The organism is Streptomyces sp. NPDC037126 (assembly GCF_055605965.1).
Genome location: NZ_JBVJTD010000033.1, coordinates 1 through 24,528 on the forward strand (window position 1 = coordinate 1; position 24,528 = coordinate 24,528).

The following is a 24,528-nucleotide window of genomic DNA, read 5'->3' on the forward strand; positions in this document are numbered from 1 at the left end:
CTTCCTGCCTGCGTTCTCCGCCCGTGCCGGACGCTCGCTCTGTTGCGAGGTCTTGCCCGGGGCTTTCCTTGGCCTTTGACCCGACTTTCCGGTGGAGAGTGAACCTCTCTCCTCAAGACACCGTCCTAGAGGGCGCAATGTCGCCGGATGCCCGATCGGGCCCGGGTTCAAGGTCTCTCGCAGAACTACGGGATCCGTCTTCCGTCAGATCAGATGGGCAAATGCCGGGCGAGGTTCCGGCCCGATGAAGCCGTCCGCGGCGCGTACCGCGCGAACTCGTGTACCGGAGGTCGAAAGAGGGCCACGGCGGCGAAACCCACTGATCTTTGGTCGGTTCAGTGTCCGGTCGGCGGCTGTATGTAGTCCTCCAAGCGGGCCACCGCGAAGCCCTGTTCCTGGATGTGCTTGAGCAGATTCGCGAACATCTCTGTCATGGTGGCCCCCTTGAGCTCCGCGGGGCCGCGGAAATGGGCGAGGATGATGTCGCCGGGACGCAACTTCTTGCCTGGCTCTTGGTACTGGATATTGCGTATCTGCATGGACTCGCGCCACCAGACGATCGCTCGCGGCCCGCACGCTGCCACAGCGATCTTGGTGTCGTTGTTGTACGCCCCGTAGGGCGGCCTGAAGAGGAACGGGGCAGTGCCGTACTGCTGGGTGAGGATCTTCTGGTCCCCACACACCTCTTGCTTCTGGCGGACCAGTGGGATGGTGTTCATCGCGGGATGGTGCAGGGTGTGGTTCTGGATGTGGTTGCCTATCGCCTGCAGTGGTTTGAAGTACCCGTAGTCCGACTTGATGGCGTCGTTCATCAGGAACATCGTGATCGGGACCTTCAGGTCCCGCATCATCTCGATGAACTTGGGGTCCTTCTCCAGTCCGTCGTCCACGGTGATGAAGACGACCCTCTGGGATGTCGGTACGTGTGTGAAGACCGGAACGGGGCCGGTCGCGGACAGCTTGATGGGTTTGTCCGCCGGGGGCTCGGGAGTCGCGGGCAGCGGTGTGAGGCCCCACTTCCGCCAGGCGGCAGGCCTAGTCGCGACGTGCGACGCCGTCCCGGGCCTGCCGCCGGCGGTGGCGGACGCCTGGCCAGTTGGGTGCCCACCGCTCGTGCCACAGCCGCCTACGGACAGGGCCAGGAGCCCGCCGGCCAGCGGGGCGTAGAACCTGCGCCCCATGTTGCCTCGCCTCACCGCACCGGTCTCCTGACTGCAAAGCTGATCCTGACTCTGCTGGGAAGGTAACCGGGGCATGAAAGGCGAAGTTCAGCGGAGGGTGAGAATATGGCGAAGACCGAGACCATCCCGGCATCTGCGGGTCATCACGGCCAACGCCCGGCAGGAGGCGGCCGGTGCGGCGGGCGAAGGAATCACGCGCAGCCTCTTGGCGCCCGAGGTGCTCTGCAGCGCTCGCTGTAGGAGCGGTAGGTGCCTCGCCAGGTTCCGGAGCGTGTACACGCCGACCTTGGTTGACGGGCACTCACGGCGACAAGTCCCACGGCGACAGCAGGAGTCAGTACACCTCCACGCTGCGCTGAGCCTGGACGAACCGGCTGAAGGACACCTTGCCGGATACGACGCGGGCGCGGGCGGCGGGTCGACGACAGCAGTGGCGCGGTGCGTGCCGCGCTATTCGCGCCGGGTACGCCATCCGGGGGAGCGGATCGCCTCCGGGCTGGCTGGCCGTTCCGCCCCGACCACCCGTCCGCGCTCTCGAACGAGGCCGGCGCCCGGCCGACGCGTGGTGGGCCGTAGGAACGAGACACCCGTCGAAGTTGCGTGGGGCCCCTCGGTCTGTTGTTGCTCTATTGCGCAATCATGCAGCTATGATCGCGCACAGCGTGCTTCCCTTTCCGGATCCGGACGGCGTCTTCCAGCTGCATCTGGCTGGCCGCCTCCAAGAGAAGGTGAGGAAGCTCGGCGATCAGAGCCGACCGTACGACCCGCAGGCATCCGCGAAGGCGCGGGAAGCCGGAGGACGCGCACATGACTCGTACGACTCGTACGAACAGCTTCACCGTCTCGGGCTACGGCCCCGAGCGCCCCGCCTGGATGCGGTTCCTCGCGCGCGACTCCGTGATCCGCCGACTCGACTGGCCGATACTGCTGGCCGCCCTTGCCCTGTCGTTCATCGGCTCGCTCCTGGTGTACTCCGCCACCCGGAACCGCACCGCGATCAATCAGGGCGACCCCTACTACTTCTTCGTGCGGCACCTGATGAACCTCGGCATCGGGCTCGTCCTGATGATCGGTACGGTCTGGCTGGGCCACTGCGCCCTGCGCAACGCGGTGCCGGTTCTCTACGGCCTCTCGGTCCTCGGGGTGCTGCTGGTCCTCACCCCGCTCGGTGCCACCATCAACGGCAACCGCAACTGGATCGTCCTGGGTGGCGGATTCTCGCTGCAGCCCTCGGAGTTCGTGAAGGTCACCATCATCCTGGGCATGGCCCTCGTCCTCGCGGCCCAAGTCGACGCGGCTGACAAGAAGTACCCGGACGGCCGCAGTGTGATCCAGGCCCTGGGTCTGGCCGCCGTGCCGATGATGGTCGTCATGATGATGCCTGACCTCGGCTCGACGATGGTCATGACGGTCACGATCCTGGGTGTGCTGCTGGCCTCCGGCGCCTCCAACCGTTGGATCTTCGGTCTGCTCGGCGTCGGTGTCCTGGGAGCCGTGGCGGTATGGCAGCTGCATCTGCTTGACCAGTATCAGATCAACCGCTTCGCCGCCTTCGCCGACCCGAGCCTGGACCCTTCCGGCGTCGGCTACAACACCAACCAGGCCCGCATCGCGATCGGTTCCGGCGGTCTCACGGGCGAGGGCTTGTTCCACGGCGCCCAGACCACCGGTCAGTTCGTCCCGGAGCAGCAGACCGACTTCGTATACACGGTCGCCGGCGAGGAACTGGGCTTCGTGGGCGGGATCCTGATCATCGCCCTGATGGGGGTGATCCTGTGGCGCGCCTGCCGGATCGCTCGCGAGACGACCGAGCTGTACGGCACGATCATCGCCTCCGGCATCGTCGCCTGGTTCTCGTTCCAGTCCTTCGAGAACATCGGCATGTCGCTCGGCATCATGCCGGTGGCGGGCATTCCGCTGCCGTTCGTCTCCTACGGCGGTTCCTCGATGTTCGCGGTGTGGGTGGCGATCGGCCTGTTGCAGTCCGTCCGGGTGCAGCAGACGAGGCCGTGACCGGACGCCCTGCAGCCGTCCGGCTTCGGCTCAGCTGCGCGGCTCGGCGGGAGCCCGAGCTGCTGTGGTGAGCATCGGCTCGGACAATGGCCGCATTCCGACCACCGGTTACGTACGACATGGCTCGTGCGGCGGCTGAACCGAGTGGGCCGCCCGGACAGGATGGGGGCGGGCCTCGCTGGACCATGTCCCCTGCAGGGGGCGTTGGCGCGACTGCGGTACGCCGTGATCCGGTGGCCGCCCCGGGAGTGGGCCAGCAGCCTGGCCCACTTTTGCTCAGTGGCCCGGTGATTCTCAGCCTCGGCGCTGGGTGTCGGTGTTCATCGTCGGGCGGCCACCGCTGCCGCTGCCGCGGCCAGGATGCGGTGCAGGACGGGGACCGGGATCGCTGGATTGGTGACCGCCGCACCTGCCGTGTCGCGGTCGTGCAGCAGCCCGGGCAGGACGCGGGCCGGCAGCCCCGGATGGCGCATCGCGGTCTCGCGGACTTGGGCCGACGGGTCGTTCAGCAACCGCACCGCGTCGGCAGGCGACAGGCGGGGGTCCTCGGCCGCGCGGTGGCGCACCTCGGTTTCGGGGTCCCGGGCGAGGCGCGCGACGTCGGCCGGGGTGGACTCCGGATCGTCCAGGGCCAGACGGCGCATCCGTCCGCTGGGGTCGTCGGCGTAGCGCAACAAGCCCGCACGGGGGAAGTTGGGGTGGCTGCGCGGACGGCCGGGGTGACTGAAGCTGCCGTCCCACCAACGCCAGACCTTCAGCAGCATGTCGGCCGGAGCGTCGTGGCACGACTCGGCAAGGAACAAGCAGACCACCCGGTCCTCGTCCTGCGCCAGACGCTCCACGACGTCCGGTGGGAGATGCCGGGCACGGGCCACGCTGCGGCGGATGAGTGGGTGGGACGACGCGGAGAGGCGGCGCATCGCGTCGGTGTCGCTGTGCAGGTCCTCGACCCAGGACAGTGTGTGCGACATCGAAGTCGGGTCGAAGTCGTAGCGCACCGTGGCGCGTTGTTCCTCGGTGAGGTCGGGGCGCAGCGCTATCGCAGAGCGGACGTCGTTGTGCGGATCCTCCGCCAGGAGGGCGATGCCGTGCGTGCCGAGGCCTGGGTTGCCGGCCAGCGCCCGGCGTACCTCCGTGTTCCCGTCGCGGATCAGCTCGGCCTCCAACTCGGGTGCGAGACAGCACTGTTCGAGGGCTCGGGTACGGGCGGGCAGCGCGGCGAAGACTTCGCGGGGCATGGGGATGCCGGTGTGGTGGGCGAGCAGTGCCGCCGTTCGTACGGCGTCGTCGGTGTCGGCGAGCAGTCGCTCCCGCAGTGGCACGGCAAGGTCCTCCCACCGGTCGCATGCAGCCGCCCGCACTCGGGGATCGGTGTCGGCCGCGAGGCTGGGGAGGTGGTGTGCGGGGAGCCCAGGGAGTTCGGCGGCCAGGGCACGGGATGGTCCGGCGAGCAGGTCGTCGTACAGGTCCGAAGGGAGTTGGACGCCCCTGGCGCAGGCATGCTCCGCCCAGAGCACGCGCCGTCGCGGGGAGGGTTCGGCGCGGATCAGGCGTATCCATTGATCGGACGTGAGCTTGGGCCGAAAGGTGTCGGCGGGCCTCGACCGCACACGCGGATCGGGGTGCGCCACGGCGGCGTCGAGGACGGCGGGCCGGTCACATCCGTGGAGGAAGCCCTCCGCCACATCCAGCAGCCGGATCAGCAGCTCGTCCGTCGCGGCCGGATTGGACCCGATCGCCTCCGCCCAGTGCAGAGGCCACGCCGACCGGCCAGGTACCGAGGCCCATACTTCGGCGCGTTCGACCCCCGTCTCGCGCCCGGCGGCCGCGGCGGTCTCCTCGAGCCGCTCCGGAAGCCGGTCGAGGGCCGTCACCCGTGGCCCGTCCGCGCCGGGCACCTCCGCCAGCAACACCTGCCCGTTGAGCGAGAGCGCCACGAACCCGGGGTCTCCGTTCAGCCCCGGCACACCGTCGCCGACGTACCTGACCCGGGTCCACCAGGCATCGTTGCCGCCGATCCGATGTCCGATGACGGCCACCAGGAACTCCCCACCGCCGTCCGTAAGGCGGCGCCACCACGCGGCGTCCAGCACGTCCCGGGCCGCGCCATCGGGCGCCGCGATCCCCCGCGCGATTCGCCAGCCGGCCTCCGCCGGGAACAGGCTGCCCGGGCGCACGTCATCGAGGACCGTGAGCCCGGCGCGTGCGAGTAGTTCGTGGAGTTCCTCTTGGCGCTGCACGCGATCATGATCTCCGCCGGCCGGCGGTGGGGACAAGGCCAGGCCCCTCCGCTCAGGCGGAACCGGGTTGGTGAGTTGCGCATGACAGCCCGAACCCGGTCTGCGCTGTCCGACCGTGGGGCGAATGTCGGCTGGTGCGGCGCTGGGCGCAGAGCCGGCGCTGGGCGCGTTCATCGACGGGTTGCGCGGTGGACGCTGTACCGGTTCGACCGATGCCCCGGCTACGGGCCGACGTCAGGCGGTGTGCGGCGGCTGGCGCGGGTTGGACTGCGCGCAGCGGACACAGGTGGTCGCCGCCGGACGGATCTCCAGGCGTTCGGGTGGAATCGGCCCTCCGCAGGCTTCGCACTGGCCGTACTGTCCTCGTTCGAGCCGTTCCAGCGCCCGATCTATCTCTTCCAGATGCTCGCGCGCTCGCGTCATCTGGGAGGCCACGTGAGCCCGCTCGAAGGCGGTGGTGCCTCCCTCGGGGTCGTGCTCGTCGTCGACCGAGATCAGGGCGTTCGCAGCGACGATCCCATCGAAGTCGCGGTTCAGCGCAGCCGCCTGGGCGAGGGTGTCGGCGCGGTCCGCCGCGAGGCGCGCGCGGGCGGTCGAGAAGGCGGACGCGGCGGGCTCGTCATGGCCGTCGGGAGGTGCATCGCGCATGCCTCGACAACGTCGCCAAGCAGTTCAGGATTCCCCCCGCCCCTGGGGCGTCGTGCGGCTGGGCCTTGGGGCGTTCGCCCCTACTGGACCGGCTCGGATCAGCACCGTGAGCCATGGGCCCGTTACGCGGGGATCCGATTGACGTCCGCTAGCTGCCGAACGGAAACTGCTGGTACAAGGCTTAGTGGTCGAGGTGGCGAGGTGACACGGATGCGCAATTCGCCTGACAAGGAGCCTGAGGCCGACGACAGCACGAAGAGCGGCAAGGTGCGAAAGGATCTGCCATTCGACCCTGACGATCTGGTACCGGCGTCAGGCGGAGAGATCTCCCCCGAGACCGTCGAACGGATGAGACACCGCTTGGAAGAGAAGCGGGAGGAAGAAGGCGACCAGCCATAGTCCTGCCGGCCATGCCCAACCGCAACTCTCGACGTCCTGCGAGGCTGGTCCAGGTTTGACGGCGACGACGGACGTCGGTCGCCTACCCACAGCCGATGGCGCGACCGCATCAAGGACTCGCGTCGAGGGCGGTTGTCGGCGGCTGCAGCAGGGATTCGGTACTCGCTGCCGCACAGGACTCGACGGTTCCAAGGTGGCCATCGGTCATGGACGACGACGAACCTGAAACGCCGAGGCGGCCGATGCCGCAGCCCGTGACGCCTTCGGGCAAGTTTTACCCCGTGATGCAGGGGCAGACGGCCACTGAGAATGCGTGGAGGTACTGAGATGAGTACCGCAGAACGGGCCAAGGCTATGGCCGAGCAGGTCGTCGGAAAGACCGTGCGGAAGGCGGCCCACGCGATGCACAAGGAAACCCTCGCAGCAAAGGGCGCCGCTCTCGAAACGCGGGGCAAGATGCGCGGCGCGAAAGAGCAGACCAGGGATTCCTTCAAGCACTGACAGATTTTGATATCGGTGCACATAAACCAGCGTCCCCCCTCCTCATCTGGGAGGGGGAGCGCTGTGTCGCGCACACCCCGATTGATTCAAGGCGCCGCGGTGCGAGATGGGGGGCAGGGGCACGGATCCGTCGAGGACCGGGCCAGGGGACTGCACTGAGGATGCGGCCAACCAGCGATGGCATGGGCCACGGAGGCCACCATCAGGCATGGGTGTACTGGCCGACCCGGGGTACACGGTGCACTGGTGGGATGGGTGCTGCGGGGGGTGGGGGTCCCCGCTGCCCTGGGTGCGCCGTCGGGCGCCGATTGGCTGTTGAAGCGGCAGTTGCGGGAGTGCCTGCCGTCAGGCGGCGAGGGCGTCGCGGAGGCTGGGATAGCAGGGGATGACCTCGTCGACGCCAACGAGTTCGAGAGTGCGCGCCACGGAGTCCTGCGCGCCGGCCAGGCGCAGCCATCCGCCTGCCGGGGTGAGGTCCCGGTGGGCGGTGAGCAGGACGTTGATACCGCTTGAGTCCATGAATGTCACGTGCCGCATGTCTACGACGACCCGGGGCCGCTCGCCCAGCCCGTCAAGGTCCAGGGCCTGGATGAGGGGGGCGGCGCTGGAGTGGTCGATCTCGCCGGTCACGGTCACCACGGTGACGCCGTCCGTGGAGGTGGTCACGACCTTCAGTGGTTCGGGCCGGCGCGCGTTCTCGGACTCCACCACGTCTTCCTCAGCCTTCTCGACAACACGTACGACCTGGCGTTTCGCCCGGAACGATGCCCGGCATCCTATGGGGCTACGCCGATGGATGGCATAGCCAACAGTCCATTTCACTTCTACGTGGGTTGCACGGGCCGATCGCGGGCAGTCGCGTGGGAAGCATGAGGCGGTAGGGGTGGCACGGATGGAACGGGTTTATTCGGTCGGGGACAGCATGACGTCCCCCTGTGACGACGCTCCCTTGGGCGCCGCGGTGGCTCTGGACGGGCAGGGACCCTGCATCGCCGAGGCCCGTCACCTGGCCGCCGGGTTCCTGACGCGGGTGCGCGCCGAGCACGGCGTCGCGGTCTCGCAGCAGGCGGTGGAGGTGACGCAGTTGGTGGTGAGCGAGCTGGTCACCAACGCGCAGAAGTACGCCGTCGGGCCGATTCTGCTGGATCTGCGGATCGCCGGTGATCAGGTGGAGGTCCAGGTGTGGGATTCCGACCCGGTGCTGCCGGTGGCCCGGGCCGCTGATGCGGGCCGGGTGGGGCAGCACGGACTGGAGATCGTGATGGCTGTCTGTGAAGGGTTCGCGGCGATGCGGGAGCCGGTCGGCAAACGCATCACCGCCCGGTTGGCCCTGGCAGATGAGCCGCTCGGCGACGACAGCTCAGGCACCCGGTAGTCGACCCTCCCGCCCGGTCGCCTCGGGAGGGGTCGGGACGCCTAGTCGCGGAACACGTCGAACACGTCGGACGGCTCCATCGGCCCAGTGCCGTCGGCTGTTCGTCCGGCGGAGTAGGGCTGCACCACGATCACCTGTCGGGAGCGCGGGGGAGCGCGTTGCTGAGCGCCGGCCTTCGGCCCCGGCCCGGGGCCGTCCAGCATCGAGGGGCGAGGTCGGCCGTGAGCCAGGCAGGGCCCCAAGGGGCAGGCGGCCCGGAGCTGAGGAGTGAGCACCGAGCACGCCTTCCCATGCGAGCGTTTCCATTGTGTGGCTGGGTGCGAGGTCCTGCCTGCTGACCTGCTGCGACACCCGCAGACCCGATCGTCGGTGAGGACGGTGTGGACGGCGATGACGCCGGCTTCCTCGGTCATCGTCCCGCCAGGGCCTCACGCGCCGTGTTGCTCCGAGATGCCCGGTAAGGACACTGAGAGAGACAGGCAAGGGGCAGGAGATGTTGTGTGGCCGCCACGCGGTATAGGGCGGCGGGTGCTCCTGGTGGCGTTCGCGCTTCTGGCGCTGCTCGCATGCGGCGTCGGCGGCTATGCGCTGTTCGGGTTCTCGCTGCCGGACGCCGTCTACATGACGGTGATGACGCTGACCACGGAGGGGTTCTCCGGCGCCGACCGGCTCACCGAGGGCGGCAAGCTCTTCACCGCCGCGCTGGCGGTGGTGGGTGTCGCGGTCTTCGTCGCTGCGCTGGGGCTGATCGGCACGGCACTGGTGGAGGGACGATTCGGGCCTGCGGGAAGGAAGCGGCGCATGCAGCATCGCATCGACGCGTTGCGCAACCATTTCATCGTCTGCGCCTATGGCCGGGTCGGCCAGGCAGTGGCCCGCGAATTCGAGGCCGAGAGCATCCCATTCGTGGTGATCGAGAACAAGTCCGCGCTGGAAGAGACGCTGCAGCGTGATCATGTGCCCTACGTGATCGGCAACGCCGCCGCTGAACAGGTACTGCGCCGCGCGGGCATCGATCACGCCCGCGGGCTGGTCTGCGCCGTCGACTCCGACGCCGAAAACGTATACATCACCTTGATCGCCCACTCCCTCAATCCGTCTCTCGCCATCGTCTCCCGCGCCTCGGAGGCGGCGTCGGCCGTACGACTCACCCACGCCGGAGCGAGCAGCGTGGTTTCTCCCTACATCACCAGCGGCCGACGTATGGCCCTGCTGGCGGTCCGCCCACACGTGGTGGACTTTCTCGAGTTCACCCGGCCCGGAACCTCCGACTTCCGGATCGAGGAGATCCGCATCGACGCAGGCTCCCGACTCCTGGGGCGGCCTCTGCGACAGGCCTGTGGCGGAGCGCTCCCGCTGCTGATCCGCCGCGCCGACGGCGCCCTGGAGCCCAACCCCGATCCCGATACCGCCGTGCGGGCCGGTGACACCATGATCGTCTTTGGTGACCCCGGCGCTCTGCGCCCCATCGAAGACGAATAGGCGAAGTCGGCGGACGGGAGGAGGTGCGCATCGATGCGCATCCGCCGTCGACATCGGATGGCCAGAGCGCGTGAGCACGGAGTCGTTTCCCACCGGGCGGATCTGCACCGAGCGGATACGAGGCGGATGCGATTTCCGTAAATCGTGCATGGGACGCGGGCAGCGTGGGAACACCCGCGGACAGGCGGGGTTCCGGCGTTCCTCAGAGGCGCCGACCCGGCTTAGGTTCCCCCTGGTCGGGAAGTCTGCCCGGGGGAGCCGACTCCAGGGACTGGGCGAGCCCTGGCGCAACCGAGCGGCACGGCCTCATCACAGGCTGACGTTCCTTGCGGCCTGCGCGACCGATTAGCCGCTTCCTGCACAGCGCGGCCGAGGGCCTTGGGCAGAGGCGCTCGCGCAGAAACAACACCCGCGCACACGGTCTGGCCATGGGGTCGACCGGCGCGGCCACGAGGCCGGTCGGCGGCCGGCGTGGAAGATACGTAATCGATCTACGTAGATCCACGGTTGTCACGTAGGGGAGCGGCCCAGAGGCTCGTCCTCATGACTCCACCCACCCCCACGTCGCCCGCGGTCGTCGACCTGGCCGCCAGCCATCGCCTGGGAGCACTCCAGAGCGTGTTCCCGCCGAAGCGCCTGCGTCGTGCGGTGTACGCGGCCCATGTTTTCAACTGCCTCATGCTCATGCCGTTCTTCCTGGTCCCCGGGCTGCTGTACTACTGGTTCTGGATGCGTCGCTTCCCCGACTTCAGCCGGAAGCGAGCTGCCCAGCGGCTGCATCTTTTCGAGGAGGGGCTGGTCGCGCACCCGCCGGCCGGTGGCGACCCGGTCGCCCTGCGCTGGGACTCCCTGCGCCTCCAGCAGGAAATCATCCAGCTGATCATCAACGGCCGCCCCGCGCCGACCAAGTACGTCTACTCGGCAAGTGCCCCCGGTCAGGGGGCGGTGCGGATCACGGAGTTCTACGAGGATCCCGAAGTCTGGGGTCCCCGGATGCAAGAGGCAGTGGCGCGGGCGCAGAGACCGGCCGTGCTCGAGACGCTGCGCGAGGGCGGCACGGTGACGTTCGGAGCGCTCTCGCTCTCCCGCACCGCCGTGCACGCCCGCGGCCAGGGCAGCCTGCCCTGGCCGAAGGTTCGGGAGATCCGTGTCGAGGGCGGACTGGTCCGCGTCATGACCCTCGACTCCGCGGGTGCCCCCGTCCGTTGGTCCAACCACCTGGCCAAAGACATCACGAACCTGCACCTGTTCCGTACGGTCGCCCAGAGCCTGCACGGGCAGTCCTGAGATCCGGCGGCATGACGAGCCGCCTGCGCCGTTCGCCTTCCTTCGCCCGTGGACCAGGGGGTTACGACCGGAACACCGCCTGCGCTGATCGAACTGCTGACCGGGCAATTGGGCTGTGAATGTCCAGGCCGAAGTGCTGTCCCGTACTGGTTCGGCGCAGCGTCAGGGTGGCACCGGCGGGGCCGTATCCTCCGCTCCGTGATCCGGCGCGCGCCGTTAGGGCGGTCGCCCTCGGCTCACGCCGATGCCTGCTGACTCGATCACCGGTGCGTCTTGTGGAGGCCAAGGCAACTGTGTGGATCGAGCTTGTCAGGAGCCTTCCTGGCCCACGGTCTCCCGGCCCCAGCTTCGGAGTCGGCGCTGCTCCGCTGCGCCTCGTCGCTCGGGCATCCGCTGACCGCTGACCCGGTCGCGCTGCTCCGCGAAAGCGACAGCATCGAGGGCGAGTACGGGGCCGGGCTGATCTGGTCGGCCGAGCGGATCGCCTCCGAGAACCGGACCCTTCGCGAGGGCAGCAGCGAACTCGCCACGCTCGACATGCCGTTCGACCCGCTGCTCTTCTTCGCGGACGCGGGCAACGGTGATCTGTTCGCGCTCGTGCCCGGTCTGCGGCGCTGGAACGTCCTGCGCGACTGCTGGCTCTGGGGTGTCGGCGTTCACCGCGCGATCCTCGGCGTCGCCGCCTCCACATCAGGTTCCAAGTCTCCTAGCCAGACCGCCGATTGGCCGGTCCGGCAGAGCCGGTGCGCCGCAAGATCTATTGCCGGACAGTCCTTGGAGGGCGGGTGGTTCAACGGGGCGGTGTGTAGTCGCGGGTGCGGACGAGGTCGTGGGTGAGCCGGGTGAAGGCGCGGGTGGCGGCGCTGCGATAGGCGCCCTCACGGTGCAGGAGGGTGACGGTGCGGGTAGGCAGCGGCGGGTCGAGGGGGATGGGGGTGAGGTGGGGATGGTCGTGGGTGATGGCATCGGGCAGGACGGTGGCCAGGCCGGTACGTCGGACGATTTCGGTGAGGGCCTGGATGGAGTTGGCCTCGACCGCGATGCGGGGGGTGGCCCGGTGGCGGGTGAAGTAGGAGTCGATGTGGCTTCGGGTGGCGAAGTCGTCACTGAGCAGGGCGAGTTGCTCGACCCTGAGGGCCCGAACCGGTAGGGGTTCGGACGTCGCTCGGGCGCGCGGAGTTCCGGTGACGAGGCTGAGGGACTCGGTGAACAGCGGGGGATCGTGTCTCCGACGGGGCGTTCCTCGGCTGGTGCAGCCTGAGCAGGTGGAATCGGGACTACCGCAGCGCGGCGCTCGGCTACTGCTTCGACGATGCGGCGTGGGGCCACGGCTACGCGACGGAGGCCGCGCGCTCTCTGCTGCGGTGGGCGTTCGACACGCTGGACCTCAATCGCGTCCAGGCTGAGACCGATACGCGCAACGTGGCTTCCGCCCCCGTGCTGGTGAAGCTCGGCTTCGTGCGTGAAGGGACGTTGCGGGAGGACTGCGTCGTCAACGGCGAGGTCTCCGACTCGTGGGTCTCCGGGCTGATCAGGCGGGAGTGGCAACCATCGTCCGAGAGCGGTTCCCGCCCCCTGGGTTCCGTCGCCCGGCACCCCCGTATCGGATCGCCCCGAGCAACTGATCACTGCGCCTCAACCACACACAACGGCGAACCGAACCCAGGAACACGTACCGCTCTCTCAGAGGAAGACGCGCGCCACCTCCAGCCACTTCTGGGCGTCCTCGCCGGTCGCCGTCATGTTGGTCTCGGACCAGGGGCGACGGCGGGTGACACACAGGCAGAAGTCGATGGCATCGCCCTGTACCCGTTGCGCGGCAGCCTCGGGGCCCCACACCCAGGTCCCTCCGCCAGGTGCTGTCAGCTCGACGCGGAAGGGGTCCGCCGGCTCAGCCAGTCCGACGGCGGCGAAGGACAGTGCCCGTCCCAACACCCCCAGCGACGCCACATGCTGCAGTCGATCCGTCGGGCGGTGCGCCACGCCCACAGCATCGAAGATGTCCTGCTCGTGTGCCCAGGTTTCCATCAGACGAAGGGGCCCCATCAGGGCCGGGGTCGTCGAAGAAGCACTGCGCGCCGGCCCGCCCGCCCACGCCCACACCGGATCCATCGCCAGTGCCCTGAGCCCGGGAGCCGACCAGATCCTGCGCGCCCTGCACGCCCTGCGCACCTCGGCCACCATTTCCTACGACCCGAACCTGAGGCCCGCACTGCTCCGCTCCGCGCAGCAGGAGCGTGCACACGTGGAACAACTCGTCGCCCTCAGCGACGTGGTGAAGGCAAGCGAAGAGGACCTGGCCTGGCTCCACCCGGACGAGCGCCCCGACCGTACGGCAGCCCGCTGGGCCCGCACCGGCCCGTCGCTGGTCGTTCTCACGCGGGGAACGCACGGCGCCCAGGCCTGGTGGCGCCACGGCCACCAAGACATCGCACCGGTCCCGGTCCCCGTCAGGGACACCGTGGGGGCGGGCGACGCATTCATGGCCGCTGCCGGTCGACGGATTCGACAGGTCTACCGCTGCGCGCCCACGCCCGAGCACCCGATGGGCTTCTTCGAGTACTCGTGCTACGTGAGCAGGGACGCGGCGCGGTCCGCTTCGCAGTGCGAGCCAGCAGCCACCAGGACGGGGTGGTCGCCGGGTTCCTGGAGTTCCTGCTCCAGGCGTGGCCGTGCCTTCGACGGCCTGTCCCACCACAAGGGGCCGTTGCCGAGCCCGGTCGGGACCTTCGATCACGCGCTGTTCTGCTCGCCGGCCCTGGGTTGGGCCTGCGCTGCATACCGGGGAGCGGCGGCGCGGGTGGCGACAGACTCCCAGTGTCCAACTGCGAGATCGGGGATGAAGACCGCGAGGTGCCGGTCGACGCCCGCATCCACGGACACGACGCGCTCCCCTGCAGCGACTGGGGACGATCGCCGTATCCCGTCGTCGACATGCGCTTCGACGTCCAGCCGTCGCACTACCGACCATCACCGAAGTTCAAGGTCCAGCGATCGGCCGACCTCCAGAAGCTCATGGACGTCCTGCCGACGGCATCGCCGCAGAGCTGGCTGGAGGTGCGGTCCTTCCGAGGCGAAACCACGCGCTTCGAACGCGACACGGCCATGTCCTTCGCTGACGTGTTGTCCATTCTGGTCAACTGAGGAAACAGCCCGGGTGCCGTCTGCCCCAGCCCCCGGAGTACCAAAGCCCAGCCGGTGAACCATCTCGGTCAGGACAGTGCTATCGACTGTGGGTGTCAGTTGCGGCTCTTCGACGTGGCGTTCACCCGGCCCTGGTCACCTGGCACCGGCTGGACCGGCGCGGGAGTGCGTTTGGCGGCGCGGCTGACGATGGCCGTCTCGACATGGGTGATGCCCAAGGCCGACCAGGTCGCGGGAGAGGAAGCCGTAGAGGGCCGTCAGGTCCGGGAAGTACGCGGCCGCGTGTAGGTTCGAGGGTCCCGACGTCGCGAACGCACCGTGCACCGAGGGGTGGTCGGCCAGCGCCTGCCCGGCGGCGGCCAGATGGTCGGGGGCCACGTGTAGCAGCAGCTTGGCCTCGATGGGGAGCCCGAGGCGGCGCGGATCGACCAGGACCTGGGTGATCAGGCGGCCCTGGGCGGTCAGTTGGGCGAGGCGGCGGCGCACCGTGCTCTCCGGGTGGCCGGTTCGGGCGGCCAGGGCGGCCGCACTCAGACGCGCGTCGCGGGTGAGGGCGTCGATGAGGGACTGTTCCAAGGCATCGGTGTCGACGCCGTACGGGCCCGGAGCACCGGAAGTCGCCGCCCCGGGGACCGGCTCGGCCCGGCTCAGCGCCGCGCGCTCGGGCACGGTCAGCACCTGGTGCCGCCACTCGGAGGTGAGCCGGAAGACGTGCAGGATCGTGGCGCTCTCCAGGGACGTCACCGCCTGGGTGGAGGGCAGCTGGCGGAAGACCAGCGGGTCGCGTGAACCCGGCTCGGTGCGGGCAACCGCGAAGATCTCGTCACCCGAGGTGGTGACGTCGATGAACGGGATGTCCTCGCGCGCCGCGAGCGCGGCCACGATCGTGTCGAGCTTTCCCCGCAGGACCCGGATGCGCAGGAACAGAGCCCCGGCCGACCCGCCGGCTCGCGGTCGCGCGACCGGTGAGACCACTACGCGCACCGCGCCGTCGGCGCCGAGCGCGTGCAGGCGGCGGCGAACGGTGGCGGGGCTGAGCCCCAGCACGTGGGCCGCCCGCTCCGCGCTGAGGCGACCGTCGCACTGCAGCGCGGCCACCAGCCGCTGATCCATGAGGCTCAGTACGGAATCCGTCGATGCGCGCGCCATGAAGGCAAGTTTCGCTCATTCCGTCGCCGTGCGGAGCCCGTCTCGGGGACTGCGCCCCAAGTATGGAGGGCATCCACTCCGCCCGGCCTGATCGGCTGACCGTCGGCCCCCCAGGGCTGCCACCAGCGGCCCGGCGAAGGGGGCCTGCGGTGCGACGACGCCGCAGGCCCGCGGCTGTCAGAGCACTCCGAGAACGACGATTCACCACGGAGGTCATGTGCGCGCCTTCAAGCAACGGGAGAAAGTACGTTTCGCCAGCGGTGACACCTCGTGTGCCGCTTGGCACTATCCGGGGTCGAACGGCGGCTGCGTGATCATGGCCGGCGGAACCTCGGTGACGAAGGAGCCGGCCTCGGACCTGTTCGCCGCGCGGTTCAACGACGCCGGTTTCGCGGTCCTGGCCTTCGACCACCGACGGTTCGGGGAGAGCGGAGGCGCACCGCGCCAGATCGTCCGTTTCGACGAGCAGGTCGCTGACTGGCACGCCGCGATCGAGTGCGCGACCGGTCTGCCGGACGTCGACCCGGACAGGATCTCGGTCTGGGGCTTTTCGCTCGCGGGCGGCCACGTCTTCCGTGTCGCGGCCGACCACCCGCGACTGGCCTGCGCGATCGCGCAGACCCCGCTGGTCGACGGCCCCGCAGTCGCTCCCCACGCGCTGCGCTCCATGACGCCCCCGGCGGCCCTGCGTCTGTTCGGCCGGGGTGTCGCGGACGCGCTTGGGGGCCTTGTCGGGCGGCCGCCGCTGCTGGTCCCGACCGCAGGACCGCGCGGCGCGGTCGCCTCGCTCACCACGCCAGACGCCATGGACGGCGACCGGGCCCTCGATCCCGACCGCCGCCATGCGAACTGGGAGCAGACGGTCGCCGCACGGATCGCCCTGCAGATCGGCGTGTACCGGCCCGGCCGCCATGCCTCCCATATCCGGTGCCCTCTGCTGGTCGTCGTCTGCGACCAGGACCAGAGCGTGCTTCCCGGCCCCGCCGTGCGGGCCGCCCGGAACGCGCCTCAATCCGAAGTGGTTCACCTGAGGGGCAGTCACTATGCCCCGTTCCTCGAGTCGCACGAACAGGCCGTCGCGGCGGAGATCTCCTTCCTGGAGAAGCATCTAGAGCCCCGCGATCCCAGGTGAGGCAGAATCCCCGCTCCACCGACCAGCGACGACTCGAAGCCGACGTGCCGCCCGGTCGACGCCGCCCAGTACCAGCCGGTGAGCTGACACTCGCAGCGCGACCAGCAATAACGTGCATGCCAGAGCGACATCCTCGAACCGGCCCGTCGCACAGTCCCGCAGCGGACGCCGACGACGTCCGTGCATCGCGCGCCCAGCGAGCCGCACAAGTCGATCTGCACACAGGAGGGGATCATATGCGTCTGCGCCGCGCAATACAGGCCGCTGTTGCACCATTCGCCGTACTGCTGATGACGGGAGCCGGAATATTCGCATCCACCGGCTCGGCTTCCGCGTGGTCGGACGGCGACTGCACGTGGAAGAAGGACTTGACGCGCAATACCGGCTTCGGCAACACACACGTCGACATGCGTATCTTCCTCTGCCCTGACGGACACAACTGGGTTGAAGGATATCTAGGCTCCAACCTGGACAGTGAGGGAGGCGTTTGGTTCGACGTCTCTCGTGACGGCGGTAAGACCTGGAAAATAACCCAGAAAGTCACCAGAGGTGGCAACTTCACGCGAGGAACCTGGAACGCGGGAGTGGGGTATCAATACGACGGTCCGGGATACTGGGTGCGTGCATGTGGGAACTGGGGCTCCACCCAAGTCTTTTGTACCGCATGGAATTAGCCTCAGCTGGTAACCCGGCCCAAGGGCACAAGGAGCCCGGCAGGGCCCCCCTTTCCGGGCTCCCCTCAGTATGCTCCCGCGCCAAAGACTCGATGCCGAAGGTGTCAAGGCGCCGCTGACGCTGACCCTGGCTCTCATCGCCACCCACCGCGCCCTCACCGAGGCCGCCCACCGCGGGTTCAGGGAAGCACTCTGATCTGAACCTCACCTGGTTCGGGATCGACCCGCACCGCATGGCCGGTCTGGGTGAGGATCACCGTGAGCGCGTGCCGCAGGGCCGCGCGCATGCCCTCGTGCTCTATCGCGTGCGGCGCAGCATCAGCCCCCGGTGCCGGCTGCCACGTCACCACCACCGCGTCCGCCTCCCGACGCACCCGCAGCCCGTCCATTTCCTTGTCGGACGAAACAAGATCGAAGCCCGCCCGCTCCAGCGCGCGCCGCACATCGGTCAGCAACTCGTCCTCATCACCCACATTGGTCACACTGCGAACATAACCCGATGCACGCTGTCACGGTGGTCCGATGGCACCCAGGAAGACGGTGAGGTCGGCACGAGAGGCCGACCCCTGTGTCGATCTCGTACTGGTGTTTGGCCATCGTCCGGGGCGGCTACTCGCCCTCGGACGCCTGCTCGCAGCAAAAGCCAGCGAGGTCGACGCGCTGCCGGCAGTCTCAGCCGACAGGACCCATGCAGGGCAGGCAGCAAGGGGCTGGTCCGCAATGACCATGGCGACACAGCGGGGCGGCGGAGGCGGTTCCAGCGGCCTTTATGACGTTCTGGAACTCATTCTCGACCGCGGGCTGGTGATCGACGCATCCATACGGGTCTCCCTCCTCGGCCTCGAGATACTGACGATCGACGTACGGGTCGTGGTCGCCAGCATCGACACCTACCTCCGCTTCGCCGAGGCGTGCAACCGCCTCGACCTCGAAGCGGGCCCCTCCAAACCGGCCGGCCTCACACAACCCACGGGAGAAATGACGGAGTCCGGCACCCGCGGCAAGACAGAGAGAGCCCTGTCCAGCGCTGCGGAGACGATTTCCGATGCTTTCAGGAAGGCGCGCGAAGACGGCCAGGAGCGTCAGGGCAAGCGGGCCACGCCCAGGAGAGGGGGATAGCGGATGAACACCCGCGTCTACGGAAGCGTCCGCACTTCCCGCCTGCTCCTCCCGCGGTCAAGCCCTGCAACGGTTCAGGCCCCCGGCGACCGGTTCGCGTGCAAGGGGAGAGGGGGCCGCGAACCTCAGTGACGCCCTGCCTCTCCTGCCTCACTCCTGGCAGGAGCAGGCGCGGGCGCATCCCGAGGGCGACACCTGTACGCGGCCTGGAGCGTTTCCGACCTGCTGGCAGAGGTCGGCCGCACGGAGGAAGCCGTCGCCGTCCTCGAACAGCACCTGCCCCCCAACAATTACCCCCTCGCCGGGCGCCTCATCGACCTTGGCCGCATCAAGGACGCCGCAGGAGTCCTTCAAGAGCCGAAGGCGGTCTCTGTCTCAAGTGACCTGGTCTGATTCGTCGTTGATCTCAGTTGATCTGGTTCGTCATCCTGATCGCTGCACTACTCTGTCGAGTCATGGACGCGGACCGCTGGTTGGCAGACACCCGGACCTCCTACGACACGGTCGCGGTCAGCTATGCCGACCAACTACGCGAGGCCCTGGCCGGGGCGCCGTATCTTCGGGCGGCTCTGGCGCTGTTCGCCGACTTGGTGCACGCCGCCGGCGGTGGGCCGGTGGCGGACGTGGGCTGCGGACCCGGGCACGTCACCGCTCACCTGCACCAGCTGGGTGTGGACGCTTTCGGCATCGACCTTTCATCCGTGATGATCGACGTGGCTCGGCGTGACCACCCCCGCCTGCGGTTCGAGGTGGGCTCGATGACCGACCTTGACCTCGCCGATGCCTCAGTCGCAGGCCTGCTCGCATTCTGGTCGTTGATTCACGTCCCCGACGAAGCAGTGCCCGGGGTCTTCGGCCACTTCCGGCGGGTATTGCGTGCCGGCGGACCACTGCTGCTCGGCTTTCACGTCGGCGACGGGTCGAGACTGAAGACGCAGGGCTACGGCGGCCACCCGATGAACGTCCACGTTCACCGCCGCCGGCCTGACCGAGTGGCGGCCTGGCTAGGCGATGCCGGGTTCACCGTCGAGGCCCACATGCTGATGGACCCCGACGAGAGCGTTCCAGGTGCGGTCCTCTTCGCACGCCGTCAGTCCTAGATGATCAATTCCAAGGGATGCCTTCGGAGGGCGCGGGGTGGGCGGCGGCCGAAGCCACCGCGAGACGGTCAGGCGGCGGGCTGCCGGCCCGGTCCAAGGGGTGCCTGCGGAGACGAGAACGAGGGTGTCCAAGATCGTTTTGTGACGAACGACGTGGACACCCGCAGGTCACCCCGACCCATGCGGACGGCAGTGTCTCCACCTTCAACATCGATATCGTCTAGCGTCGGCGAACTGAGTTGGGGTCGGCGCCCGGGCCTTGCGCAGGCGCCGACCGATGAATCGCGGTCAGCTCTCCTGTGAGGTTGTCGTTCCTAGGTCGCGTGGGCGTCGCGCAATTCGGCTCCGGGATCCATTGCCCGCCTCGTCGGCGAGCCGGGACGCCATGGTGCGTTAGGCGGGCGGCGCCTCGGCCCATGCCTGGCAGCCGAGCATCAGCCGGGCCAGGAGCGGTTCGTTCAGCGGGCTGTCCGCGGCCGACGCGCGGAGCCGGGGCAGGACCGCGGCGGGCACACCCGCGCCGAGCGCTGCGTGGGAGACGTCAGGACTGCCAGGTCTCGCGGTCCAGGGTGCCGAACGCCGCGCGGGCACGTGCCTCGGTGAGGATCCCGGTGGCGCCGGGGCTCTGCAACAGGGACAGGGGATCGATAAGCAGCCCTCTGAGGAGCCAGCGGCCCGCACCCCGGGCGGGGAGCCCCGGCGACAGTAGGCGGCGCAGGAGAACCGACGTGCTGACGGACGTGCTGAGCGCGGTACCGGGTGGGTTCGAACCCCCCAGCACGCCGAGGACTTCGACCGGCTGACCGACCTGCCCGGACCAGCAGCACGGCGAGCAACGCCCGTTCCCGCGCGCCGCCGAGGACGAGCTCCGTCTCCGCCCGCCCGGCGTACACGGATCGGCGCACCGCGAACCGCACTGTCTCCGGCGTCACGCCTTTCCCCGGCGGTACCCCCTTCCGGCCGCTCCAGGTAATTCAGTGGCCCTCAGTCACAAGGTGTATGTTCGTCCCGCGCCTTGAGGAGGCCCGCATGATGTCGCTCGATCTCCATCCGATCTTCCGCAACAACCGCGACATCGAACTCGCCTTGCGGCAATTCCTGTTCAGGGCGAACAACTCCGGTGAGACGGTCGTGGAGATCATCCCGGGCAAGGGGTCGGGCCGGCTCAAGGAACGTGTGCTGGCGTTCCTCGACCAGAAGCACATCAGAAGGCTGTACGTCCGCCGGGAGGTCGACTCCGGCAACGCGGGGCGGGTCCTCGTCTACTTCAAATGACGGTTTCGAGTGACGGTCGCTTGTCCGCCGGCGCTCGTGACGGCGTAGTCGCTGATCAACTACCGGGCTTCGTCGTCGGCGTCCACTGACCGGTCCACGGTAGGGGCCCCGGTGGACCTGTGCATGTGCGCTGCCCGGACCGTCTGCCGGAGGAGCTCTAACGGCCGATGCTGGAGCTGCCGGCCGACCTCTCCGGTAGTCCAGGCTCTCCCGTCGACCTGAGCGCTGGTCGAACTCGAGCGGCTCGTACAGCACTGCCGAGCGCGTACGACTGAGCGCGTGCGGCAGCGTTTTCGCCCCTGTGATCGCCACGGATAGGGTGACGGGATGCGTGCACAGGGGCAAGGACTCAAGATCACAGCGATGTCGGCGATGATCGTGCTGGCCCTGACCGGATTCTCGTCGGGCCATGCCCACGGGAGCCGGGTCCATCACGGTTACGACGGGGGCGGCTGCAGCAACTCCCACCAGGATCACGACACTTCGTCGACGTCGCACGGCAGTGGTTCGTCCGGCGGCGATACGTACGACTCCGCGCCGAGTACCAGTGGCAGCGGCGACGGTTCGTCCCGATTGCGGACCACGCGCCCCTCCGCCCCCACAGCTCCCCCCTCCGCCGCCGCCCAGCCCCTCAAGGACGGCACCGCGGTGCTCGTACACTGCGCGAGCGTGGCGGACCCGTACGCGGCCGTCGAGGTCAGGAACCCGAACTCACGCGACGGTGTCTTCACCGTGAAGGTCGCCTTCAAGAACGGGCAAGGCTTCACCCTCATGGACTCGGGCGATCAGGTGTCGGTACCCGCGAAGGGCAGGACGACCCTCCGGATACCCGTTGCCGGCAGCGGGCGCGTGGAGGAGATCGCGCACTGTGAGGTCGATCCCAAGGCCGTCGCCGACTGGTGACCGTCCGCCCGAACCACGCTTCCGAGCGGACCGAACGTCCGTAACGCCTCGCGGTGAACCGGATCCTGGCCGCCTGGCTCGCCGCCCTGCCCATCTGACGCCCGTGCGGGGCGTGTTCCGGATCCGCCGTGGCCGGGCGCGGCGGAGCCGCGGGAGCAGGAGGCGCAGGGTTCCCCTGATGATTCTGCGTCTACCAGCGGTACCGACGGCCCCTTCGGCCAACGGATGCCCGTGGGCCGGCCTTGCGAGCTCACCGGACAGGAGGTGTGCCCCGGCCGGTGTCAGGGCGTGAGGTAGGAGTGGAAGACGTGCTCCGGGTCGTAGGCGGCCTTCAGTTCCCGCAGTCGCTCCCAGCCGGCCGGGGTGTACGAGCGCCGGGCCCGGGACGGGTCGGCGGTGAGGTCGGTCTCGGCGATGTAGTGGCCGGTTCCGTACGGCTCGACGAGGCGCATGGTGTCGCGCAGCCAGCGCGTGTTGGCGGCGTCCGCGGCCGGGTCGTCCCAGATCGCGAAGGGGGCGAGGTAGGTCTCGCCGAGGACGGAGAAGGCCATGCCGCTGGAGAGGGTGCGCTCACGCGAGGCGGGCCGCAGGGGCGCGAGGACCAGTGACCGCTCGGACGGGGCTCGGGCGACCGCGGCGGCGAGGGCGGGCAGCAGGGTGGTGTACGCGGTGTCCGACCACAGGGTGTCCACGGCATTGCGGTGGCCCGGGGGCCAGAGGCCGGAGGACGTCTCGTACAGGGCCTCGAAGGTGGTGGGCCGGTCGGTCTTGCGGAACAGGGCGCGATCGGCCAGTGGGCAGTCCCGCAGCGGCTCCAGGCAGTGGACGGCCTCCTGCGGTGTGCGGGCGAAGGCGGTGCCCGTAAAGCTGATCACCTTGGGTCTCGGCGTCGCCGTGGCCACCTGCGCGGAGGCGGTCGCGAGCATGAAGGAGGCCTCGACGTTCGCCGGAAGCCGCTCGGCGCTGCGGTGGCCCAGCGGGTCACGGGCTCGACGTCGGCCAGCGCGAAGACGTACGAGGTCTCGGCGATCGCCGCCGGGCGTCGTAGAGCGACACATGGAAGCGGGTGGCCACGCCGAAGAAGCCGGGTCCGGCGCCGCGGGCGGCCCAGAAGAGGCCGGGGTTCTCCGTCTTGCTGCAGGTGAGGGTGGAGCCGTCCGCCGTGACCACCTCGACGGCCCGTACGCTCGCGGCGGCCGATCCGAGCACGCCCGCGTTCCAGCCGAGGCCGCCGCTGAGCAGATAGCCGCCGAGGGCGACGGGTCCGCAGTGGCCGGCCGGGAAGGCGAGACCGTGCGGGGCGAGCGCGGCGACGAACTCCCCTCCGCTCAGGGCGGGTTGCAGGGTGGCGGTGCGGGAAGCCGGGTCTATCCCGCATGCGTCGAGTGCGGAGAGGTCGATGAACATGCCGCCGTCGCGCAGAGGTGAGCCGCACCAGCTGTGCCCGTGGGAGCGCAGGGCGATCCGGTGCCCCTCGGAGCGGGCCAGCCGGACGGCGGCCGGGACGTCGCGTTCGTGGGCGACGCGGACGATCAGGTCGGGGAAGCGCTGCGGCCTGAGCTCGTTCCACAGCATGGCCGACCAGGTACCGTCATAAGCGGCGTCGCCCCGCCGGACGACTTCTCCCTCGATCTCCTCGCTCATGACGGGTCCTCAGCCGCTCGTCAGCCCGAAGATCAGGATGCACACCGCCCAGCCCAGCACGACGAGGGCGGCTCCCGCCACGTGGACCCGTGCGGAGCACGCCCGCCGGGGCGTCAGCCAGAACGCGAAGGCGCGGTTCACCAGGGGCATCAGGAAACAGGTCAGAATCGAGACGCTCAGCACATTGGAGATGAACGGCCCACGCCCGGGGGGTACATCTCGGTCCCCTCGAATCCGTCGAACGCCCTCACGGCCCGGTTCGTCCGCTCCTGCCAGCGCTGGTAGTCGTCTTCGCAACCTTCACGCACCGTCTGGGAAGTCACTACGGTCGCGCCGCCGCCCGTGGCATGGATTGCACGAGAACCCATACGGAGTACTTTAGTTCAATAGCGAGTTATCGGACAAACTAGACCGAAATGCAAGATTCCCTCGGCTGTGCTGAGTGGAGGTCCGACATGGGGCACCAAGAGTTCCTGGCCGAAGCGGTACGGCTCGCCCGTGAATCCGTCGAAGAGGGCTGGGGCGGGCCGTTCGGCGCCGTACTCACCCGCGACGGCGAAATCGTGGCGCGAGGACAGAACCGTGTTCTGCTCACCGGTGATCCCACCGCCCACGCCGAGATGGAGACGATCCGCAAGGCCGTCCAGCGCCTGAACCCCTCGGCACCGTCGATATCGCCGGAACACCAGAACGAGAGCACCCTGGAGTACGTGCCGCGCCCCGAGGGATCTCCCGACCCGGTGCCGGAGCGGGCCAGGGGCCAAGGGGTTGGCCTTTGCACAGGCCGCCGAACTTCTCGTCCCTGTCGATGAGATGAGGTCCAGAGACCGGTGCCGCCGTGCTCCCTCGCCAGCAACCGGCCCGTGTCCGGGGGTCATTCGGGGCGGCTGAAGCGGTGGGCGGCCCAGAGCAGTGCCGCGGCGCCGCCGGCCAGCAGGAGGGGTGCGGGCCCAGCCCGGCAGGTTCTCCGGCGGGAAGAGGCCGCCGTAGAGGAAGAGCAGCGGCATCATCACCAGGTCGAGCAGCATGTGGAAGATCTCGGGCCGGTTGAGGCTCACGGCCAGGGGAGGAGCGGGGCGTATGGCAGGCCGACGGCGCCGCTCACGCCGAGCAGGACGGTGCCCTGGACCGTGGAGACGATGGTGCCGCCGGCGCAGCTTCCGAGGAGAAGGGTGCCGCCTGACCGCGGCCATCAGGAGTTCGCGCAGGTAGCCGCTCTGCCGGTCGGTGATCAGGCGGATACCGACCATGATGACGGCGCT

At 69.0% G+C, this 24,528-nt stretch carries 25 protein-coding genes and 3 pseudogenes; 17 read left to right on the forward strand and 11 right to left on the reverse strand.

The features are described from left to right. Nucleotides 1-335 precede the first annotated feature (335 nt). Nucleotides 336-1,181 carry a polysaccharide deacetylase family protein gene (locus ACZ7FF_RS39855; RefSeq protein ID WP_470818981.1) on the reverse strand — a complete coding sequence of 282 codons (846 nt, stop codon included), beginning with the start codon at nucleotides 1,179-1,181 and terminating at the stop codon, nucleotides 336-338. A gap of 807 nt (nucleotides 1,182-1,988) precedes the next feature. On the opposite strand from ACZ7FF_RS39855, the gene rodA reads away from it, so the two are divergent. Continuing rightward, on the forward strand, nucleotides 1,989-3,194 hold the full coding sequence (gene rodA, locus ACZ7FF_RS39860; protein ID WP_470818982.1) for a rod shape-determining protein RodA: 1,206 nt from the start codon (nucleotides 1,989-1,991) through the stop codon (nucleotides 3,192-3,194). Between the two features lie 320 nt (nucleotides 3,195-3,514). Here the strand turns inward: rodA and ACZ7FF_RS39865 are convergent, their stop codons facing one another. Both ACZ7FF_RS39865 and ACZ7FF_RS39870 read right to left on the reverse strand, forming a co-directional pair. Further along, nucleotides 3,515-5,434, reverse strand: a complete 1,920-nt coding sequence (locus ACZ7FF_RS39865) for a hypothetical protein (RefSeq protein WP_470818983.1) — start codon at nucleotides 5,432-5,434, stop codon at nucleotides 3,515-3,517. 234 nt (nucleotides 5,435-5,668) lie between these two features. Further along, nucleotides 5,669-6,082 (reverse strand): TraR/DksA family transcriptional regulator, encoded by a 414-nt coding sequence (locus ACZ7FF_RS39870; RefSeq protein WP_470818984.1) that lies wholly within the window; start codon nucleotides 6,080-6,082, stop codon nucleotides 5,669-5,671. A 210-nt stretch (nucleotides 6,083-6,292) separates the two neighbouring features. Between ACZ7FF_RS39870 and ACZ7FF_RS39875 the strand changes: the two genes are divergently transcribed. Beyond that, on the forward strand, nucleotides 6,293-6,481 hold the full coding sequence (locus tag ACZ7FF_RS39875) for a hypothetical protein (protein WP_470818985.1): 189 nt from the start codon (nucleotides 6,293-6,295) through the stop codon (nucleotides 6,479-6,481). A gap of 327 nt (nucleotides 6,482-6,808) precedes the next feature. Beyond that, nucleotides 6,809-6,982, forward strand: coding sequence for a hypothetical protein (locus ACZ7FF_RS39880; RefSeq protein ID WP_470818987.1), 174 nt, complete (start codon nucleotides 6,809-6,811; stop codon nucleotides 6,980-6,982). 345 nt (nucleotides 6,983-7,327) lie between these two features. Here ACZ7FF_RS39880 and ACZ7FF_RS39885 read toward each other — a convergent pair whose 3' ends face one another. Continuing rightward, the gene (locus ACZ7FF_RS39885; RefSeq protein WP_470818989.1) at nucleotides 7,328-7,690 is read right to left on the reverse strand and encodes an STAS domain-containing protein; all 363 of its coding nucleotides are present in this window, start codon (nucleotides 7,688-7,690) and stop codon (nucleotides 7,328-7,330) included. 214 nt (nucleotides 7,691-7,904) lie between these two features. On the opposite strand from ACZ7FF_RS39885, the gene ACZ7FF_RS39890 reads away from it, so the two are divergent. The 4 genes from ACZ7FF_RS39890 (at nucleotide 7,905) to ACZ7FF_RS39905 (ending at nucleotide 11,963) form a co-directional block, all read left to right on the forward strand. Continuing rightward, nucleotides 7,905-8,357, forward strand: a complete 453-nt coding sequence (locus ACZ7FF_RS39890; RefSeq protein ID WP_470819067.1) for an ATP-binding protein — start codon at nucleotides 7,905-7,907, stop codon at nucleotides 8,355-8,357. Between the two features lie 537 nt (nucleotides 8,358-8,894). Then, nucleotides 8,895-9,839, forward strand: coding sequence for a potassium channel family protein (locus tag ACZ7FF_RS39895; RefSeq protein ID WP_470818991.1), 945 nt, complete (start codon nucleotides 8,895-8,897; stop codon nucleotides 9,837-9,839). Between the two features lie 543 nt (nucleotides 9,840-10,382). Beyond that, nucleotides 10,383-11,126, forward strand: a complete 744-nt coding sequence (locus tag ACZ7FF_RS39900; RefSeq protein WP_470818992.1) for a DUF6585 family protein — start codon at nucleotides 10,383-10,385, stop codon at nucleotides 11,124-11,126. Between the two features lie 306 nt (nucleotides 11,127-11,432). Further along, nucleotides 11,433-11,963 carry an SMI1/KNR4 family protein gene (locus ACZ7FF_RS39905; protein WP_470818994.1) on the forward strand — a complete coding sequence of 177 codons (531 nt, stop codon included), beginning with the start codon at nucleotides 11,433-11,435 and terminating at the stop codon, nucleotides 11,961-11,963. Here the strand turns inward: ACZ7FF_RS39905 and ACZ7FF_RS39910 are convergent. Further along, nucleotides 11,917-12,339: pseudogene (locus ACZ7FF_RS39910) on the reverse strand (LysR substrate-binding domain-containing protein); the annotation flags it as partial. The gene ACZ7FF_RS39905 and the pseudogene ACZ7FF_RS39910 sit on opposite strands and share 47 nt — an antisense overlap. Between ACZ7FF_RS39910 and ACZ7FF_RS39915 the strand changes: the two are divergent. Then, nucleotides 12,339-12,683 (forward strand): annotated as a pseudogene (locus tag ACZ7FF_RS39915) (GNAT family N-acetyltransferase); the annotation flags it as partial. The pseudogenes ACZ7FF_RS39910 and ACZ7FF_RS39915 sit on opposite strands and share 1 nt — an antisense overlap. A 126-nt stretch (nucleotides 12,684-12,809) precedes the next feature. On the opposite strand, the gene ACZ7FF_RS39920 reads toward ACZ7FF_RS39915, so the two are convergent. Further along, complete coding sequence (locus tag ACZ7FF_RS39920; protein WP_470818996.1) at nucleotides 12,810-13,310, reverse strand: maleylpyruvate isomerase family mycothiol-dependent enzyme; 501 nt, start codon at nucleotides 13,308-13,310, stop codon at nucleotides 12,810-12,812. Between ACZ7FF_RS39920 and ACZ7FF_RS39925 the strand changes: the two are divergent. Both ACZ7FF_RS39925 and ACZ7FF_RS39930 read left to right on the forward strand, forming a co-directional pair. Beyond that, a pseudogene (locus tag ACZ7FF_RS39925) lies at nucleotides 13,309-13,557 on the forward strand (carbohydrate kinase family protein); the annotation flags it as partial. The gene ACZ7FF_RS39920 and the pseudogene ACZ7FF_RS39925 overlap by 2 nt on opposite strands. A gap of 386 nt (nucleotides 13,558-13,943) precedes the next feature. Then, nucleotides 13,944-14,270, forward strand: a complete 327-nt coding sequence (locus tag ACZ7FF_RS39930; protein ID WP_470818998.1) for a hypothetical protein — start codon at nucleotides 13,944-13,946, stop codon at nucleotides 14,268-14,270. 135 nt (nucleotides 14,271-14,405) lie between these two features. On the opposite strand, the gene ACZ7FF_RS39935 is transcribed toward ACZ7FF_RS39930, so the two are convergent. After that, nucleotides 14,406-15,419, reverse strand: a complete 1,014-nt coding sequence (locus ACZ7FF_RS39935; protein ID WP_470819000.1) for an Lrp/AsnC family transcriptional regulator — start codon at nucleotides 15,417-15,419, stop codon at nucleotides 14,406-14,408. Between the two features lie 334 nt (nucleotides 15,420-15,753). Here ACZ7FF_RS39935 and ACZ7FF_RS39940 point away from each other — a divergent pair, with 334 nt between their 5' ends. After that, nucleotides 15,754-16,551 (forward strand): alpha/beta hydrolase, encoded by a 798-nt coding sequence (locus tag ACZ7FF_RS39940; protein WP_470819002.1) that lies wholly within the window; start codon nucleotides 15,754-15,756, stop codon nucleotides 16,549-16,551. 236 nt (nucleotides 16,552-16,787) lie between these two features. After that, nucleotides 16,788-17,225, forward strand: coding sequence for a hypothetical protein (locus ACZ7FF_RS39945; RefSeq protein WP_470819004.1), 438 nt, complete (start codon nucleotides 16,788-16,790; stop codon nucleotides 17,223-17,225). Between the two features lie 179 nt (nucleotides 17,226-17,404). Here the strand turns inward: ACZ7FF_RS39945 and ACZ7FF_RS39950 are convergent, their stop codons facing one another. Next, a complete protein-coding gene (locus ACZ7FF_RS39950) occupies nucleotides 17,405-17,707 on the reverse strand; it encodes a hypothetical protein (protein WP_470819006.1) in 303 nt (100 codons plus the stop codon). Between the two features lie 238 nt (nucleotides 17,708-17,945). Here ACZ7FF_RS39950 and gvpJ point away from each other — a divergent pair, with 238 nt between their 5' ends. From gvpJ to ACZ7FF_RS39970, 4 genes are all read left to right on the forward strand, one after another. Then, on the forward strand, nucleotides 17,946-18,344 hold the full coding sequence (gene gvpJ, locus ACZ7FF_RS39955) for a gas vesicle protein GvpJ (protein ID WP_470819068.1): 399 nt from the start codon (nucleotides 17,946-17,948) through the stop codon (nucleotides 18,342-18,344). Nucleotides 18,345-18,799: 455 nt separating this feature from the next. Then, a complete protein-coding gene (locus tag ACZ7FF_RS39960) occupies nucleotides 18,800-19,444 on the forward strand; it encodes a class I SAM-dependent DNA methyltransferase (protein WP_470819007.1) in 645 nt (214 codons plus the stop codon). Nucleotides 19,445-20,473: 1,029 nt separating this feature from the next. Further along, the gene (locus tag ACZ7FF_RS39965) at nucleotides 20,474-20,719 is read left to right on the forward strand and encodes a Smr/MutS family protein (protein WP_470819009.1); all 246 of its coding nucleotides are present in this window, start codon (nucleotides 20,474-20,476) and stop codon (nucleotides 20,717-20,719) included. A gap of 327 nt (nucleotides 20,720-21,046) precedes the next feature. Further along, nucleotides 21,047-21,622, forward strand: a complete 576-nt coding sequence (locus ACZ7FF_RS39970; protein ID WP_470819011.1) for a hypothetical protein — start codon at nucleotides 21,047-21,049, stop codon at nucleotides 21,620-21,622. 281 nt (nucleotides 21,623-21,903) lie between these two features. Here the strand turns inward: ACZ7FF_RS39970 and ACZ7FF_RS39975 are convergent, their stop codons facing one another. Genes ACZ7FF_RS39975 through ACZ7FF_RS39985 form a run of 3 tightly spaced genes read right to left on the reverse strand, consistent with a single transcriptional unit; the run spans nucleotide 21,904 to nucleotide 23,416 of the window. Continuing rightward, nucleotides 21,904-22,548 (reverse strand): BBE domain-containing protein, encoded by a 645-nt coding sequence (locus ACZ7FF_RS39975; protein ID WP_470819012.1) that lies wholly within the window; start codon nucleotides 22,546-22,548, stop codon nucleotides 21,904-21,906. 55 nt (nucleotides 22,549-22,603) lie between these two features. Continuing rightward, the gene (locus ACZ7FF_RS39980; protein WP_470819014.1) at nucleotides 22,604-23,266 is read right to left on the reverse strand and encodes an FAD-binding oxidoreductase; all 663 of its coding nucleotides are present in this window, start codon (nucleotides 23,264-23,266) and stop codon (nucleotides 22,604-22,606) included. 9 nt (nucleotides 23,267-23,275) lie between these two features. Further along, nucleotides 23,276-23,416 (reverse strand): hypothetical protein, encoded by a 141-nt coding sequence (locus ACZ7FF_RS39985; RefSeq protein WP_470819016.1) that lies wholly within the window; start codon nucleotides 23,414-23,416, stop codon nucleotides 23,276-23,278. A 305-nt stretch (nucleotides 23,417-23,721) separates the two neighbouring features. Here ACZ7FF_RS39985 and ACZ7FF_RS39990 point away from each other — a divergent pair, with 305 nt between their 5' ends. Then, nucleotides 23,722-24,078: a nucleoside deaminase gene (locus ACZ7FF_RS39990; RefSeq protein ID WP_470819018.1), complete on the forward strand. Its 357-nt coding sequence runs from the start codon at nucleotides 23,722-23,724 to the stop codon at nucleotides 24,076-24,078. The last annotated feature ends 450 nt before the right edge of the window (nucleotides 24,079-24,528 follow it).